This is a genomic window from Pseudoneobacillus rhizolycopersici (genome assembly GCF_054786815.1).
Genome location: NZ_JBTOOE010000005.1, coordinates 128401 through 144414 on the forward strand (window position 1 = coordinate 128401; position 16014 = coordinate 144414).

At 36.9% G+C, this 16014-nt stretch carries 20 protein-coding genes; 8 read left to right on the forward strand and 12 right to left on the reverse strand.

The annotated features are described in order from the left end of the window. Nucleotides 1–20 precede the first annotated feature (20 nt). Nucleotides 21–212 (reverse strand): membrane protein YhzF, encoded by a 192-nt coding sequence (gene yhzF, locus ACX9YW_RS07685; RefSeq protein ID WP_460344312.1) that lies wholly within the window; start codon nt 210–212, stop codon nt 21–23. 299 nt (nt 213–511) lie between these two features. Here yhzF and ACX9YW_RS07690 point away from each other — a divergent pair, with 299 nt between their 5' ends. Beyond that, a complete protein-coding gene (locus tag ACX9YW_RS07690) occupies nt 512–1087 on the forward strand; it encodes an HTH-type transcriptional regulator Hpr (RefSeq protein WP_460344314.1) in 576 nt (191 codons plus the stop codon). Nucleotide 1088: 1 nt separating this feature from the next. Here ACX9YW_RS07690 and ACX9YW_RS07695 read toward each other — a convergent pair whose 3' ends face one another. After that, nucleotides 1089–1424, reverse strand: a complete 336-nt coding sequence (locus ACX9YW_RS07695) for a DUF1878 family protein (protein WP_460344317.1) — start codon at nt 1422–1424, stop codon at nt 1089–1091. Nucleotides 1425–1566: 142 nt separating this feature from the next. On the opposite strand from ACX9YW_RS07695, the gene ACX9YW_RS07700 reads away from it, so the two are divergent. Both ACX9YW_RS07700 and ACX9YW_RS07705 read left to right on the forward strand, forming a co-directional pair. After that, nucleotides 1567–2112, forward strand: a complete 546-nt coding sequence (locus ACX9YW_RS07700; protein WP_460344320.1) for a DUF3267 domain-containing protein — start codon at nt 1567–1569, stop codon at nt 2110–2112. 76 nt (nt 2113–2188) lie between these two features. Continuing rightward, nucleotides 2189–2374 carry a hypothetical protein gene (locus tag ACX9YW_RS07705; protein WP_460344323.1) on the forward strand — a complete coding sequence of 62 codons (186 nt, stop codon included), beginning with the start codon at nt 2189–2191 and terminating at the stop codon, nt 2372–2374. 52 nt (nt 2375–2426) lie between these two features. Here the strand turns inward: ACX9YW_RS07705 and ACX9YW_RS07710 are convergent, their stop codons facing one another. After that, the gene (locus ACX9YW_RS07710) at nt 2427–2513 is read right to left on the reverse strand and encodes a YjcZ family sporulation protein (protein ID WP_460344652.1); all 87 of its coding nucleotides are present in this window, start codon (nt 2511–2513) and stop codon (nt 2427–2429) included. A 364-nt stretch (nt 2514–2877) separates the two neighbouring features. Here ACX9YW_RS07710 and ACX9YW_RS07715 point away from each other — a divergent pair, with 364 nt between their 5' ends. After that, nucleotides 2878–3726 (forward strand): peptidylprolyl isomerase, encoded by an 849-nt coding sequence (locus tag ACX9YW_RS07715; protein WP_460344326.1) that lies wholly within the window; start codon nt 2878–2880, stop codon nt 3724–3726. A gap of 38 nt (nt 3727–3764) precedes the next feature. Here the strand turns inward: ACX9YW_RS07715 and ACX9YW_RS07720 are convergent, their stop codons facing one another. The 4 genes from ACX9YW_RS07720 to ACX9YW_RS07735 form a co-directional block, all read right to left on the reverse strand. Next, complete coding sequence (locus ACX9YW_RS07720; protein ID WP_460344329.1) at nt 3765–3959, reverse strand: sporulation YhaL family protein; 195 nt, start codon at nt 3957–3959, stop codon at nt 3765–3767. Nucleotides 3960–4089: 130 nt separating this feature from the next. Continuing rightward, on the reverse strand, nt 4090–5628 hold the full coding sequence (gene floT, locus ACX9YW_RS07725) for a flotillin lipid rafts scaffold protein FloT (protein WP_460344331.1): 1539 nt from the start codon (nt 5626–5628) through the stop codon (nt 4090–4092). Nucleotides 5629–5640: 12 nt separating this feature from the next. After that, nucleotides 5641–6180, reverse strand: a complete 540-nt coding sequence (locus ACX9YW_RS07730) for an NfeD family membrane protein (protein ID WP_460344334.1) — start codon at nt 6178–6180, stop codon at nt 5641–5643. Between the two features lie 168 nt (nt 6181–6348). Continuing rightward, nucleotides 6349–7410, reverse strand: a complete 1062-nt coding sequence (locus ACX9YW_RS07735) for a M42 family metallopeptidase (protein ID WP_460344337.1) — start codon at nt 7408–7410, stop codon at nt 6349–6351. Between the two features lie 169 nt (nt 7411–7579). Here ACX9YW_RS07735 and ACX9YW_RS07740 point away from each other — a divergent pair, with 169 nt between their 5' ends. Beyond that, nucleotides 7580–7765 (forward strand): YhzD family protein, encoded by a 186-nt coding sequence (locus tag ACX9YW_RS07740; protein ID WP_460344340.1) that lies wholly within the window; start codon nt 7580–7582, stop codon nt 7763–7765. Nucleotides 7766–7890: 125 nt separating this feature from the next. Here the strand turns inward: ACX9YW_RS07740 and ACX9YW_RS07745 are convergent, their stop codons facing one another. From ACX9YW_RS07745 to ACX9YW_RS07765, 5 genes are all read right to left on the reverse strand, one after another. Next, entirely contained in the window at nt 7891–8292 is a 402-nt protein-coding gene (locus tag ACX9YW_RS07745; RefSeq protein WP_460344343.1) for a cytosolic protein, read from the reverse strand. Between the two features lie 85 nt (nt 8293–8377). Continuing rightward, nucleotides 8378–9784, reverse strand: a complete 1407-nt coding sequence (gene hemY, locus ACX9YW_RS07750) for a protoporphyrinogen oxidase (RefSeq protein WP_460344346.1) — start codon at nt 9782–9784, stop codon at nt 8378–8380. 210 nt (nt 9785–9994) lie between these two features. After that, complete coding sequence (locus ACX9YW_RS07755; protein WP_460344655.1) at nt 9995–11497, reverse strand: coproporphyrinogen III oxidase; 1503 nt, start codon at nt 11495–11497, stop codon at nt 9995–9997. A 105-nt stretch (nt 11498–11602) separates the two neighbouring features. Then, the gene (locus tag ACX9YW_RS07760; RefSeq protein WP_460344349.1) at nt 11603–12472 is read right to left on the reverse strand and encodes a Cof-type HAD-IIB family hydrolase; all 870 of its coding nucleotides are present in this window, start codon (nt 12470–12472) and stop codon (nt 11603–11605) included. A gap of 130 nt (nt 12473–12602) precedes the next feature. After that, the gene (locus ACX9YW_RS07765) at nt 12603–12953 is read right to left on the reverse strand and encodes a YlbF/YmcA family competence regulator (protein WP_460344352.1); all 351 of its coding nucleotides are present in this window, start codon (nt 12951–12953) and stop codon (nt 12603–12605) included. A gap of 323 nt (nt 12954–13276) precedes the next feature. On the opposite strand from ACX9YW_RS07765, the gene ACX9YW_RS07770 reads away from it, so the two are divergent. The 3 genes from ACX9YW_RS07770 to ACX9YW_RS07780 all read left to right on the forward strand — a co-directional run bounded on the left by ACX9YW_RS07770 (nt 13277) and on the right by ACX9YW_RS07780 (nt 15925). Beyond that, on the forward strand, nt 13277–14635 hold the full coding sequence (locus ACX9YW_RS07770; RefSeq protein ID WP_460344355.1) for a YheC/YheD family endospore coat-associated protein: 1359 nt from the start codon (nt 13277–13279) through the stop codon (nt 14633–14635). A 108-nt stretch (nt 14636–14743) separates the two neighbouring features. Further along, nucleotides 14744–14926 (forward strand): hypothetical protein, encoded by a 183-nt coding sequence (locus tag ACX9YW_RS07775; RefSeq protein ID WP_460344358.1) that lies wholly within the window; start codon nt 14744–14746, stop codon nt 14924–14926. Between the two features lie 90 nt (nt 14927–15016). Next, nucleotides 15017–15925, forward strand: coding sequence for a PucR family transcriptional regulator (locus tag ACX9YW_RS07780; RefSeq protein ID WP_460344361.1), 909 nt, complete (start codon nt 15017–15019; stop codon nt 15923–15925). Nucleotides 15926–16014 lie beyond the last annotated feature (89 nt).

The window sequence follows — 16014 nt, forward strand, 5'->3', positions numbered from 1 at the left end:
TTTTACTGGTCAGGCTTTAATTATTTTAATACATAGACAAAAAGCCCGAGTATAAAAAATACTAAAGCCCCAAAGGCTAAAGTTGCTGCCCGTTTTCGCATGATATGTTTAGGTGGATACACCCCTGGACGTTTGGAGGCTATAAAGTAATGGAACATTCCAATAAACAGTAGCAAACTAATTCCAAACATTACTTGAAGAATCCCAATCACAGCCCCTCCACTAAATTCCCATCGTAAAACCATCCTATGTCAAAAAGAATCATTTATTCTTATTAATCAAAAATTTTCCATTCCATGTGGAAGGATTTTTATATTTTACTAACGAATTAACAATAGGAAGGAATAGTATCATTTATAAAATATTATTTTTTCTTTATTTCTCAATATTTTGTAAATTTACATCTTTATTAATTTTTGTTTTATTGGCATAATGTTAATAGAGAGATAAAAAGTGGAAGTGCCTGTTTTGGGCGCTGGTGCTAGACTAAATAAAGTAGGTGAAAATGGGGATGACTGAAAAGCTTTATTCGATGAAGGAAGCCATGCTTTTTACACAAAGAATTGCACAATTAAGTAAAGCGTTATGGAAGTCAATCGAGAAAGATTGGCAGCAATGGATTAAGCCATTTGACTTAAATATTAATGAACACCATATTTTATGGATTTCCTATCATTTAAAAGGTGCTTCTATTTCCGATGTAGCAAAATTTGGCGTTATGCATGTTTCAACCGCTTTTAACTTTTCCAAAAAGTTAGAGGAACGCGGGCTGTTAAAGTTTTCAAAAAAGGAAAACGATAAACGTAATACCTACATAGAGCTAACTGAAGAAGGCGAAAAGATTCTTTTAGCTTTAATGGAGAATTATGAGCCGGACAAAAACTCAGTCCTTTCTGGAGCTATGCCGTTAAGAGATTTATATGGGAAATTTCCAGATATTATCGAGATGATGGCGATTGTTCGTAATATTTACGGTGATGATTTTATGGAAATTTTCGAAAAGTCCTTCCATAATATTGAATCTGAATTTTCTGATGACAGTGGAATGCTTAAAAAAAAACCAGATATCAATCATGAACTAGTATAACTTAAACGTATTTGATTAATTCATGCATTAAATCTAAATATATGTTTTGAGTAATACATGCCTTTATGACCTCTACGGCAGGAAGTTTTGGATTGATCTTGGCTTTAAATTGATGATAAAGCGGATGAAAATAGACAAATCCCTCCGCTTTTTGATTTTCTAGCTCCATGTTCATTTTTTCACATAATTGATAAAATTCATGTACTTCCGCTTCGGATAACCCATATTTTATGATTAGTTTGTAAAATTGTTCGTCCGATTTTTCTAACATTTGCACAATAAGTCTTTGATGATATCGAATGACCGCTAATTCATTCAAGAATTCTAACTCTGCCAATGGTCACACCTCATTAAATCAGGATATTCGGTACCATTTCCAGTTTAATTCAAATTACATATTGCATTTTTTTCGCATTCATCGTAAAGTATGTTAGTAAGTTTGAGTGTAGAAGGAATAACTCCTGTAGAGGAGGCATGTAATGATGAATTGTTGGAAGACAATTAATTTTTCTCAGCAATATGGACAGAACAAACTGTTAATTATGTCTTTATTTACTATGTTGTTGTCGTTTATTTTTCTTTATGTTCCAGTTGCATACTTAACGGTATCACCATTAAAGAGTAATCACTTTTTATTATTAGTTTTAAGTTTATTTTTTATGTACCCACTTCATAAACTTTTCCATTATTTACCGATTTTACACTTAAGAAATCGGGTGAAAAAAACGGTTAAATTTTATGGTGGAGTGATGCCTATTATTTCAGTTCGGGTACATGAGCCACTTCGAAAATGGACATTTCTATTGGCATTATTTTGTCCCTTTTTTCTAATCGGTATGATTATTTCAAGCGGGTTTATTTTATTGCCGAATTACAACCATTATTTAACGATTTTACTCTCTTATCATATTGGTATGTGTGTACCTGATTTTATTCGTGCCAAAAATGTATTATTTGCACCTCATCACTCATATATTGAAGAAAATGATGAGGGGTTTGAAATTTTAGTACGTAAGGCAAGTTAACAAGTGTTCTGCTGCGGCATTTTCCCTAAATGCCGCTTTTATTCAAATTTTCCACTCTAAGGAGGGAATCGGTGAGATGATCTCCCTTTATATCATCTTTGCGGTTTTAATTTTATTTTACATAAATAAACTAACCAATGCTTTATGTATTCAAAAAGAAATTCCCGAGGAAAAACAACCTAAAGTATTTCAAACAATTAATATTTTAGTTACAATTCTTTTAATCTCTTCTTATATTGAGATTTTGTACAGCACGAACTAAAAATAAATACTAAAAGAACATGGAGGGTCTCCCCCATGTTCTTCTTTTTATTTTAATATACCCAAGCCGCACCTACAATAACTAACAAAATGAACAATACAACAATCAAAGCAAATCCTCCGCCGTGTACTCCACCCATGGTAACACCTCCTTTATTCTTTACCTTATCCTATTCACAGTAAGGCTGATTTGGTTAGGCAGTCGTCCTTAGCCTTTCCAATTTTTTTAGCATCAAAATGCTACCCTTACTATAATGAATAAAATGAATAACATGACGAATAGAGCAAATCCTGAAATTTTCGTAACCTAATCTATTACCTCCTTAATATCTCTTCCAAATATACTATGTCTGGGACTAGGCAAATGGGATAAAAAAATAAGCCCAAATTTAAGGCAAGTTGTTTTTGTGCCGCTTATTATTTTTGTTCTTACCTAAAGATATGTTATAGTAAGCTTTGTGGAAAATTTTTTGCAATAAGACTTAAATTTTAGGAGTGTTCATCATGAAAAAATGGATGATTTCCCTGTCTATTGCGGCAGGTGTAATTGGATTAAGTGCATGTAGTCAGGACAATGCAGGCTCAGAAGTAGTCGCCGAATCAAAAGCGGGTAATGTCACAAAGGACGAGCTTTATGAAGCGATGAAGGCTAAAATTGGAGAACAAGCCTTACAACAATTGGTATTTGAAAAAGTTCTCACAAAGGAATATAAGGTATCAGATAAAGAAATAGATGAGAAATTAAGTCAGATTAAAACTGATTTAGGATCAAACTTTGAAATGGCTCTATCCCAATACGGGTATAGTAGTGAAGATGAATTAAAGGAAACCATTAAAATCGGTCTATTACAAGAGAAAGCTGCTGTTAAGGATGTAAAGGTAACCGAGGAAGAAATTAATGAATATGCGAAGCAAATCCAAGCTAGACATATTTTAGTGAAAGATGAAAAGACAGCAAAAGAAGTAAAAGATAAGCTTGATAAGGGCGAAAAATTCGAAGATTTAGCTAAGCAATATTCAACAGATCCTGGCTCAGCAACCCAAGGTGGCGATCTAGGTTGGTTTGGACCTGGAAAAATGGTGGAACCGTTTGAAAAAGCTGCTTATGCATTAAAGGTAGATGAAATTAGTCAACCCATTAAAACTGAACACGGCTACCACATTATTCAATTAACCGGAAAAAAATCAGATTTACCAAGAGAAGAATTAGAGCGTGAAACTAAGATTTCAAAATTGGACGGTTCTTTGGTCCAAAAGGCAATGGAACGGGAAATGAAAGACGCTAAAGTGAAAATAAAGGATAAGGACCTAAAAGGTGTTCTTGAGAATAAAGCAGCTGCGTCTGCCCAATAAGTATTAAACAGGACTGATGTTCCATCAGTCCTGTTTCTTTATCCTTCATATACATGTTCTTTTTTGCCTCTTGTTTCTTTTTCCCTTTCCAAACGATTCATATAGATTTCACCCTCGCGTTCAATGCTTTCCTGCTCTAAACGTCGTTCCTCCTTCCCTGTTTTAACAGCCATATAAGCACTAACCATAATCCCAGCCAAAACAGCAAATACCCAAATTGGAATCTCAAACATACAAATTTCCCCTTTCCACTTATAACTTGTCTACCTTCTCTATTAATCATATTCGAACATCCAAATGCTTATTCTATTAAATTGAAATATACGAAAAAAGTACATGGGGTATCCCCATGTACTTCAATTATTATAGAGTTTCCTCAGTTGGTAGTGATTTTGTTTTGGCTAGTTCATTTGATAGTTGATCAATACTTTGGCGAACATTACCCTTACCGGCAAAGGATTCTAGCAATTCTTTGACGTCGATTCCGGAAGATGCCTTTAAGGATTCCTGTAAGGAGGACATCAAATTAGTTGCATAGCCGGTAATTTTATTGGCACCGCCATTTTCTCCATTACCGCCACCAGTATCAACAACCGTAATCTTATCGATATTTGACAATGGAGCCGCCACCTGTTTCGCATATTCAGGAAGCATTTTAACAATCATTTCTAACACAGCTGCATGACCATATAATTCAAACGCTTCGGCGATTTTTTGCTTCGCTTCCGCTTCTGCAAGTCCTTTTAAGCGGATAATTTCGGCTTCGGTCTCCCCTTTAGCCTTTTCTGCTTCCGCTTTTGCCAATCCATCCATGCGCACCTTTTCTGCCTCCGCTTTAGCTAGTGCCTCAATTCGATAACGGTTGGCATCCGCTTCCGCTAATTGTTTTGCTTTATCGGCGGCAGCAGCTTGTTCTACCGCATAACGGTCGGCGTCTGCCTTCTTTTTTACCTCTGAGTCATATTGTCTTTCACGACGTAAGATCTCTTTTTCCTCTAACTCGATTTGCTTTTGTCGCTCAATAATGCGAATTTGCATTTCTTGCTCGGTTACTTCTTGCTTCGCTCTTGCTGTCTCTAAATCATATGCTTGGTCAGCACGCGCCTTTGCAATATCTTGCTCACGACGGAAATCAGCAATTTTCATTTGATTTTCTTTTTCTGCTTCGGCTATTTCGGTTGCTCTTTCTAACTCAGCCTTTTGGGCATCTTTGTCAGCCTCAGCCCGCTTAATACGCGTTTCTTTTTCTGCTTCAGCAGTAGCAATATCAGCATCACGTTTTACTTGAGCAATACGCGGCTTACCAAGTGACTCGAGGTAGCCATTTTTATCACGAACATCCTTTATTGTAAAAGAAACAATGACTAAGCCCATTTTCGCTAAGTCCTGGGATGCGACTCGTTGTACTTCCTGTGAAAACTTATCGCGATTTTTATAAATTTCTTCGACAGTCATCGAGCCTAAAATCGATCGCAAATGACCCTCTAGAACTTCACGTGCTTCATTTTCACGATCATCCTTCGGTTTGCCAAGGAATTGTTCCGCCGCTGTTGCAATTTCTTCGATAGAGCCGCCAATTTTGATGATAGCTGTACCATCAGCCATAACCGGGACCCCTTGCTCAGTGTACACTTCAGGCGTTGAAACATCGAGTTTACTGGATAATAAACTTAGTGGCTCGGCTTGCTGAAACACAGGTAGAATAAACGCCCCACCACCGCGGATAATTTTAATTTTGTTGCCAGATTCATCAATATGGACATTTTTACTTCCCAAGTAGCTTCCAGTAATAATCATAGCTTCGTCTGGACCGGCAGTGCGGTACTTGGTAATAAAGACCCCAAGAAAAGCTAGTAAAATGAAGACAACTAAAGCGATAACAATATAAATCGGTTCAAACATATTTATCCCCCTTTAAATTGAAAATGGATCTTTTATTTCATAAGGTATTACCTTAAGAACCCCATCCTTTACTTCAACAATTAATACCTTTTCACCTTCGGAAATTTCTTTATTTTCGAAACTTGTAGCAGCCTTAGCAATTGTACCACTCGTATTTTTAATAACGACCTCACCAAATCCATCCATCGGAATTGGGATAATGACCTCACCAATACGCCCCTTTAGAGACCGTGTTGTATAGGCAAGAGACTCTTCTGCCTTGGATAAAGGAACTAATACAAAAACATTCAGCAAGATATCCAATACTAGTGCAATAATAATGGAGATAATTAAAATTAATAAATGACTTATGTTAGAAAGTATCTCAAACAAATACCCTGAAGCCGATATAAATGTAACAAATGTCAAAATTAAAATCGGATTTAAGAATCCAGTTGCCTCAGCTAGCCCCTCCACAATATCGCCAAACAAGAGGTATAATAGCGTAATCACACCAGAAATAATTAATACAGTTAAATAAAATGACTCAATGGATAAACCAAATATCTCCATCCTCTTATCACCTACCTTTCAACTTCCGGGTATTATATTTACGAACGAATAGAATAAAAGTTTCAAAATTTTAAGGGAATTTAATGACATTTTAGGTTAATTAAACTCTCATTTCATTTTAAAACAAAAAAACCCCGCAGTCATTGGAATAACCACGGGACTTTTGAATTAAAAAGGGAAGGTTTGCCCTTCATGAAGCTGTAGAATAAAACTCTTTAGTAATTCTTTAGTTGCAATCAAATCTCCCAAGTCAACCACTTCTACAGGGGAATGTGCATATCGGGACGGAATTGAAAGTACCCCGGTTGGAATACCTTTATTCGCATAATTAACAGCACCACCATCCGTTCCGATTCCCGGAAAAATCTCTAATTGATAAGAAATACTATTTTCCCTGGCAAGTTTAATAAGAAGATCTCTCATCGTCTTATGGACAATTAAACTAAAATCGAGGACCTTGATGCCTGTACCATTCCCAAGGGCTAATGTTTGGTCCATAGTTTCCTCGGGAGTATCACTCACTGCTGTCGTATCAAGGGCAATAGCAGCATCTGCATCAATATGCTCCGATGCAGTTTTCGCCCCCCTCAAACCGACTTCTTCTTGGACCGCAAATAGAAATACTAATTCGCCGCCAAAAGAAACATTTTGTAGTTCTTCTAATACTTGTAGGAGGACTGCACAGCCAGCGCGATCATCCAGAGCTTTTGAACGAATTCTTCGTTGATGTTCCAACCCGAATACTTGGAATTCAGTGCCCCAAACAATCGGAGCACCAACCTCAACCCCAATCTCATAAGCTTCTTCTCTCGAATTGACGCCGATATCAATATATAATTGTGAATGTTTTCTAACCTTTGATGAATCATCAAACTTGGCAAAATGGGCTGATATCGTACCAATTACACCTGGAATTTCTCCTTGCTGCCCCATAATCTTAACAGGCTGAGCCAATAATATCCGATCATCGTGACCCCCAAGCTTTTCGAAGCGTATTAAGCCATTTGCCTCTACCTTTTTAACAATAAAACCAACCTCATCTATGTGTGCGGTTAATAGAATTGTAGGACCGGGCTTGTCCCCTTTTTTTCGAGCGATTACATTACCGATTGGATCAATTTTCACCTCATCAACCTTATCCTCTAGGTACTCTTTTAAAAAATAGCTGACAGAATGCTCAAATCCACATGGCCCTGAGAGGCTGGTTAATTTCTTTAATAAATCAATCATAAAATTACTCCTTATCAACTTATTTCTAAACTCGAAATATCTCAATATCTAATTATATATGATGGAATTTTCAGATATCAATATATTTTTCATTATGTAGTGATTTTTCTAATAAATTATGCAAAAATGGTATTAATTTGAATCTTTCAAAAAAGGAGAAATAGAGCAAATGTTAACTTATAAAATTACCGCCTTTGAACCCACGGGAGAAAAGCTTTTAGATGAATCGTTTCAAGCTACTAATGATACTGATGCAAAAAATAAAGGGGAACAAATTCTGAATGAAAAAGGATACTTAGAAAAAACGCATCGTTGTGTTTCACCGACTGGGAAGCTTGTGTTATTCCATGTTTAATTTCTAAAGGCTGACTTAATAAAAGTAAGCCGTATCCGCTTAATTCCAGATTCCGTTTCTCTGCCTAAGACGCCCCATGAATAAAAAACAGGAGCTCTTTTATTTAAGAGTTCCTGTTTTTCGAGTTATGGTTGAACCGATTGTCCTTCTTCCACAACATGAAACAACAAATGTGCTAGATGATGAATCGGTCCATAGCTTTCATCGTCCTCTTCTTCGTCTAATTCGTCATTGTATTGTAGGTCATTTAAGTAAAGTGCCATAAATTCATAAAAGTCGCGCATTTGAAACGCATAGCAAGCTGTCGGGTCTTCATTATCCTCTTCGTATTGCAACACCATATGTGAGACAGTGCCTTCTTCATCTTCTGCATCAAAGAAGACAAAAAAACCAACATTGGTATCCAGTTCGAATAAATGTCTTGTTCCTCCTGCAGTTGCTTTCGTAAAATCATCTTCATTTAATTTTTGAACCTGCATGGTATCGACATTATCTTCCTTATGAAAATTAACGGTAAAAGATTGCATCACAGTACCTCCTAAAGGTTTTTGACTTGTTTAACATGCCCATTTTATCGTAGATTCATGTTATTTGTCATAAACTTTAGATATTTTATGATAAATAATCCATTACTTTTTTTACAGCAGCATGCCCTTGGTCAATGCAATCAGGGATTCCAACACCTTCAAAAGAGCTTCCTGCTAAGAATACCCCGGGAAGTTCCTCAGAAAGCGATTTCTTTAATCGCTCCATTCGTTCTTTATGACCAACATTATATTGTGGCATCGTTTTTTTCCACCTTGTGACGACATGAAAAATTGGTTTTTCTGTAATATTCATTGTTTTATTTAAATCGTTCAAGGCAATCTCAATGATTTCCTCATCATTCAAATCAACAACCTGTTGATCATCTGGTTTTCCTACATAACAACGTAATAAAGCCATTCCTTCTGGCGTTGTATTTGGCCATTTCTTATGGGTCCAAGTACAGGCCGTTATTTGGAAATCACTATTTCTTGACACAACAAATCCAGAGCTGTCGATATCTTGTTTAATGGCGCTTTTTGGAAAAGCCATAGCAACATTTGCAACCGATACAGATGACATTTCATTTAAAGCCGAGATGAGCGCATAGTCTGCGAGAATTTTTTTCGTTTGGAAGTGGTTCACGGCTAGAACGATGCTATCTACCTTTTCTACCTCTCCATTTGTTAAAAAAATCGAATAGCCATCCCCTTCACGGCTGACCCGGTCCACTCCAGCTCCCTTACTGACAGTACCTGTTTCTAAACTTTCTTCTACCCGCCGTACCAATTCCTCTAGACCAGTTGTTAACGAAATGAACATCCCTTTTCTAGTAGGTTGCTTTTGAACATTTTTAGGGGGGGTTGGAATCGTTTTATTCAAACCGATGACTAGGCTGCGATGTTCCTGTTCAATTTGATAAAAATTAGGGAACAGCGACATTAGGCTAAGTTCATCAATATTGCCGGCATAAATTCCTGACAACAACGGTTCAATCAAGTTTTCGACCACTTCGTCCCCAAGTCTCCTACGGAAAAATCGACCTAGCGATTGATCTGCCTGTGGCTTTCCTTTTGGTAAAATAAAATCACATGCTGCCCGAACTTTTCCTAGTGGTGAAAAAAGCCGGGAAAACACAAATGGCGATACTTTTGTTGGTATCCCCATAAACGACCCTTCCGGGATGGAATGAAGCTTTCCATTTACGAGAATATATGATTTACCCGCGGTATTGTGTACAACCTTATCGGCAAGACCAACATCTTCAATTAATTTGAGAGCTGACTTTTTCCGCTCTAATATCGAGTCCGGACCTCTTTCAATAATAAAGCCATCCTTCTTCACAGTTTGAATGACCCCACCTAACCGTGGACTTGCTTCAATCAATCTAATCTTAATTGGCAGATTTTTTTCTTTTGCTTCTTTTTGTATATAAAATGCTGTCGCTAAGCCGGTAATACCTCCACCAATAATGGCCACTGTTTTTTTCTCCATGCTTCCTCACCTGTTTCAAGATATTAATATATTTGTTAATTCTTTCACATAACTACTCCTTAAAAAAGTAAAGAGAAAGGAGCAACCTTTCTCTCTAGTTTTAGTTTATCTATTTTTCTCCAAAAAGAAATAATAGATTAAAAAATGTTAAAAAATATCTATATTTACACTTTAGTGCTTTAAAGTATGTGGGGACTGTCCCCAATTACTTTAAAGCGTTGATGTGCTAAAGAGTTCTTCTAGGATTTGCAGTTTTTTGTTTGTGTATTCGATGTAGCTGTCGTTGTAGGATTTTGGGTCTTTCGGGTTGAAGAGCTGGGTGATTTCCCCTGTTACAGGATGGACAAATTTGCTTGATGCCCCACAGCCGAGACCGATAATCGTTTGAACTTCTTCCATAATCATGATGTTATAGATACTATCCTGTCCAGGTAAAGAGTAGCCCACGTTCTCCAAATTGCCTAAAATGTTTTTCTGACGATATAAATAATAAGGATGGTAACCATGTTCCTTCGTCCAGGATTCTGCTAGCTCCATCATGCGCTCAACCTCACTTCGTTCGGCGACGCGATATTTTTGTTTATTTTGTGTCATTTCAGAGGCGCGTTTAAATGATAAAGTATGCACCGTTAATGACTCCGGCATTAGCTTTTCAGTTTCATTCAAGGTATGCGTGAATTCTGAAACCCCCTCACCAGGCAGGCCGATGATTAAGTCCATATTAATATTATTCATCCCCATTTGCCTTGCTAAATGGAATTTTTCAACCGTCTCTTCCACTGTATGGTGACGCCCAATCGCCTTTAATGTCTCTTGAATATACGATTGTGGATTGACACTGATGCGGTCAATATTCCACTTTTTCAATACATCTAATTTTTCCGGGGTAATCGTATCCGGTCTACCTGCCTCCACAGTGATTTCACGAATATTCTCTACCCCAGGAAATGACCGATACATTTCCTCATATAACATATCCATCTCTTCCGCCGTAATGCTTGTTGGAGTACCACCTCCATAATAGACCGTAGTAATCTTAATCCCCTTTTCTTTAAGCCACTTTCCGGTTTGTCTCATTTCGTAGTGTAGACCGCCCAAAAACGAATCAACCGAACCTTGGCGTCCATTAATCGCATAGGCAGGGAAAGTGCAGTACGCACACTTGGTCGGACAAAAAGGAATCCCAATATAAATACTGACTTCATTTCTCAAGTCATATAGATCTGGTACTGCTGCAAGCTGGCGATCAACGATTTCCTGCATAAGCTTAATTTTTTCATCGGAAATTAAGTAATCTTCCTTTAATTCTTGATGAGCAACATCTGTTGGAATACCTTCTTGGACCTTTTTGTGGAGTAACTTAGTCGGTCTGACTCCGGTCAAGATTCCCCACTTTTGCGTCATTCCTGTATAATCCTGAAGCACCTTTAAATAGACGGAAAGAGTTGCATTTTTAATTTGTTTCCATTCCCCTTTTTCCACTTGCGTTGCTAGTAGTTGCCTTTCCAAGGTCTCCGTATAACTCTTATCGTCAGCAAAAAGGCTAGCAGTTACATGAATGTTTTTATCAATAGTTAAGTTTAAATGGATTATCATGTCTGTTTCGGCAGCTGAGTCGAACAATAGCTCCGTTTCCTCAAAAAATAAATTCGCAATTAATTGCAACGGCCGAACAAATCGTTCATCGTTAAGTCCTGTAATTTTTATACGCACCATAATCACCTTTTTAAAATTTGCTTTCTTAAGTGTACACAAATGAATAAATTCAGGTCAATAAAAATAGGCTAAACCCAGTAAATGACAGGGTTTAGCCTATTTTTAATTTTTTATTATATTCATTTTCCGCAAGAATTCAATTGGTGGCTGTTTGCGGAAATGTTCCTTTACCATATAAGTAACGCCATGCTGGTTGTTAGAACGTGTCACCCAATTTGAGGCCTTTTTAACTTCGAATGGCGAATTTCCCATTGAAACGCCTAAACCGACCGCTTCAATGATCGGGATATCATCAACTTCATCCCCGATATAAACGATCTCTTGACATGAAACATCTAAATGTTCAGCAACCTTTAGGAGTCCGTTTAGTTTAGAAACACCTACAGGAACAATATCCAACCGTAGTTTATTGATTTTCAAGAAAGAAATTTCGGTAAACATACCTTTTAACGCTTTTACCGCATCGTCTAAATCGTGCTCATTATCAAAAATGACTTCCATTCTTGACGGACTCATCGCAGCCTCAGATAATGCTTCACTTACCACATCAACAAATTGATGCGAATAAAAAGCAGGGTCAGCGGATGAAAAAAATGTTCTAGACATCAGGTTATTCGATAGTTTTGATCGGTTTCCTAACGAATATTGTTCATTAATTAAACGGAATTGGCAATCAAAACCTTCAAGAAATCGGACTGTTTCAAAAGCAACATCTGCATCCACTTTCATTTCGAAGATTGGTTTTTCAAGCTCTTTCGCAATAAAGGCTCCTCTATTCGAAACAATTGGTGTTTCAATTTTTAAAACTTTGGCTATTCTTTGGGCAGACGGAAAGCTACGAGACGTAACAAGAGTGACATTCACTCCCTTTTCTTGAACATAGGAAATAGCTTCCTTAGTTGATCGGTGAAGCCGTCCGTTTGATTGTAAAAGTGTTCCATCAATATTTAAAGCTAGTAAGCGATAAATCATCCTTGTGGCCCCCTGTTCTTGATGAAAAATTTCCTCATATCAATTTATGAACAGGATCCCTTGAATAGAACGAATGCCACGAAATGGTATCAAAAAAGCTGACACTTTAGTCAGCTTCATCTACAAGGAACTATGGCATCATATTTCCGTATATCTCTTCAAGCGGCTTTAAAATAATCCGGTTTAAATCAGCCACAAACATGCTCATTCTTTGTTCTGCTTCCATTAATCGTGCAATCGTTGGATGTTGCTGAACTAAAGCAACTGTTCTTTGAGCGTGCTCCACTTCCTCTTGGCTAATTTCCATCCCCATCATTTGTTTTTGTTGAAGATCCATTTGAACTTTTCGGAAATTATCAAACATTCTTCTTGCCGCATCATCACGATTTACTTCATCATACACCCGTTTTAGCTGAGTATACTCATTACTTCCACGAATTGCTCTTTCCATTTCATAGGCTAAATCATATAAATTTGCCATTTGTACCACTCCTTTTTTCATCTAGGCACTTCCACTATCACAACCTATGCGAAGGAAAATGAAAATGTTCGACCTTTTAAATAAACATCACAAGAATGCTTTGAAAGAGCCCCAGCTCCTTTACCTTTCTTAGTACCCGCTTTTCTTGATGGTAGTCGAACCAAACTAGGCATCTGCACATAGGATACTATATCAAAATTTCCCTTACATTAAAAATTACAGCCAATTAGCCAAATAAATGAATTAAATTAATTGAAATGAAATGTCAATGTCTATCATACATTTTAATTGCCTAAAAAGAATCGTACGAGAGGATGAGAGGAATGGGAAAACATTATCCGATAGAAATCGTCTCGCAACTAACTAATACGGTTTACTATCCTGTAGAACTACAACCTTTACTGCGAGATGCAAAAAAAATATCTTTTGGAAGCTCTAGTTGTAAGGCAAACATTACAGTGCATCCTGAACATAAAAATAGGATTGTTATTAGTTCAGACTTACAAGAGTCCCTTCATTTTCCGAACATAAATATGCCTATTCATGTATTTTACGAAAATAGTACCTTAATACTAGGTCCGTTAGTTGGAATTTTCACATCAGGGTTTACACCGTTTCCACTAAGGCCATTGGGGAACCGCTCGATGTTTTTTTCAAAGCTATTGAATGCTCAACCAGTGGTAGGCATTTCTTCCTTTGTTTTCGGTGAACAACACATAAATTGGGATCAGCAGACAATTGATGGACTATTCTACCACGATAACCGTTGGGAAAGCTATACGGTTCCCTTCCCAAATGTTTGTTATGACCGCCTGCCTAATCGGCGCAGTGAAAAACAAAAGGAAAATCAAATGGTTAAGCAACGATTTACAAATGATTATTCCATCCCTTGGTATAACACGGGGTTCTTTAATAAGTTGGACATTTATGAGAAGCTTTATAATGATGCTAATGTTTACACATACCTTCCCGAGACTGTTCCCTTCACTTCATTTGCCTATATTGAATCAATGCTTTCAGACTATACTTCAGTGTATATTAAACCGACGAACGGAAGCTTAGGGTTTGGGGTGCACCAAATTTTATTTGATAAGGATACGAACCTGTATTATTGCCGCTATCATGAAAAAGATGGGACGAAAAGATTACAAAAGTTTTCAACCTTGGAAAACCTAATGAACTATGTCTTTCACAATAAGCATCTTGAAAACATGTTGGTACAACAAGGGATATCATTGATTAAGATTGATAATCGCCAAATTGATTTCCGTATTCATACGAATAAAGATGAAAATGGGCAATGGCTTGTAACAGCTATTGCGGCAAAGATGGCCGGACCTGGTTGTGTGACAACACATGTTAATACTGGCGGAGAGGTTAAAACCATTGATGAAGTGTTAAATAATGAGGAAAAGAAACGCCTACTCCCTAAACTAAAGGAAGCAGCTCTAAAGCTTAGTTATTCATTAGAAAAAAGGATAGAAGGAAACCTAGGCGAAATTGGCTTTGACTTAGGCGTCGATAAGGATGGGCAAATATGGTTATTCGAAGCCAACTCAAAACCAGGTCGCTCCATCTTCAACCATCCAAACCTAAAAGAATACGACCTACAAACCCGTAAAATGGCACTAGCCTACGCCATCCATCTTACCGAAAAACACATCCTCACATTAGCGCTTTAAGGTATGTATATTTTAAAAAAAAACAGAAAAGTACTTAAGGGGATTATTCTTTTTGTATGTTATTTGCTCTTCTTTGAGAAAATAGCTAATGAAAAGGAGGTTATTCATTTGGGAAAGAAGCATAGTGATGGTTTTATTCCGGATACACTTTTTGAAGGTAAGGATAAAGTCGCTCTAGATGTCGACAGAATGATTAATGAAGGAATGTCGGGAGGCTCCGTTCATATGCGGGAAGATTCCACAAATATTGAAGAAGCTAGGGACCTCCATCCGGAGGAACCCCCGAGATAATTTCAAATGAGGGACCCACTTTCTTGGTGAGGTCCTCTTTTCTTGTTAAAATTGATATAATAGATTTAAAAAAACTAACTGAGGGCATATATGTTAGAGAAACTTTATTCACTATACCCTAATGCAATTACATCGACTGAAAAACCAGATGATTACTTTGGTAACTACCATTGGTTTACAGACTCCGAACAAAACCATTGGGTTGGTATTCCTAAAAACGATTTGTTAGAAAATCAATTCATTCTCCTTTGTTCGCTTTTTAATTATTATAAGACCGGTCATACGACTATTTTTTCTAACGAAATGGCGAAACACTGGTATTCCTTCTTATTTGGAAACGGTCCAATTCCTCCCAGCAAAATAACTGATGAATATCGCTTGATTTATTTTCAATGGATAAATACAGAAATTAGCCAATTGGATTTTGAAGCGGCTCTTCAAGCTTTTTTTAGTACAAACATTACGGTAATTTGGGAGAATACAAGGAAAGGAATAATTATTGAGCCAAAGAATAAATTATCCCTTACTGAAACAGACTTCATCTCGATGAATGAAACTCTTAAAGTTGACTTTTTTGTTGATCCCTATTTCTATATAGGAAAATTTCGTCCCGTTACTCACGAATTATTAAAGGTAGTCCAAAAGGAAATGGCCCTGTTTCATTTCGCGATCACCTCCAGCAAAAAAGAAAAACTTTATTATTTTGAAAAGGTGACTCCATACTTTATCATAAATTATTTACCAAATCCTTTACGATTAATGATGGAAAAAGAAATTCTTCCAGTTTTCAAGGATGATCCAGAGCTATTTTCAACGATAAAGGAATTCTTACAAAATAATATGAATGCCAGTCTCACAGCCAAAAACTTATTCATTCATCGGAATACCCTTCAATATCGTCTTGATAAATTTACTGACAAAACTGGAATTCCATTAAAGGAGTTTTATTCCACTATAACCGTATATTTAGCTTGTATCCTGTTTGAACAAGAAAGATGACAAAGTGCATAAAAGTAGCCAAAGCAAGTTTGTGCACTTTGTCTATATTGGTAAAAATTTTATTTAGGTACACTAGAACTATGAAAAAT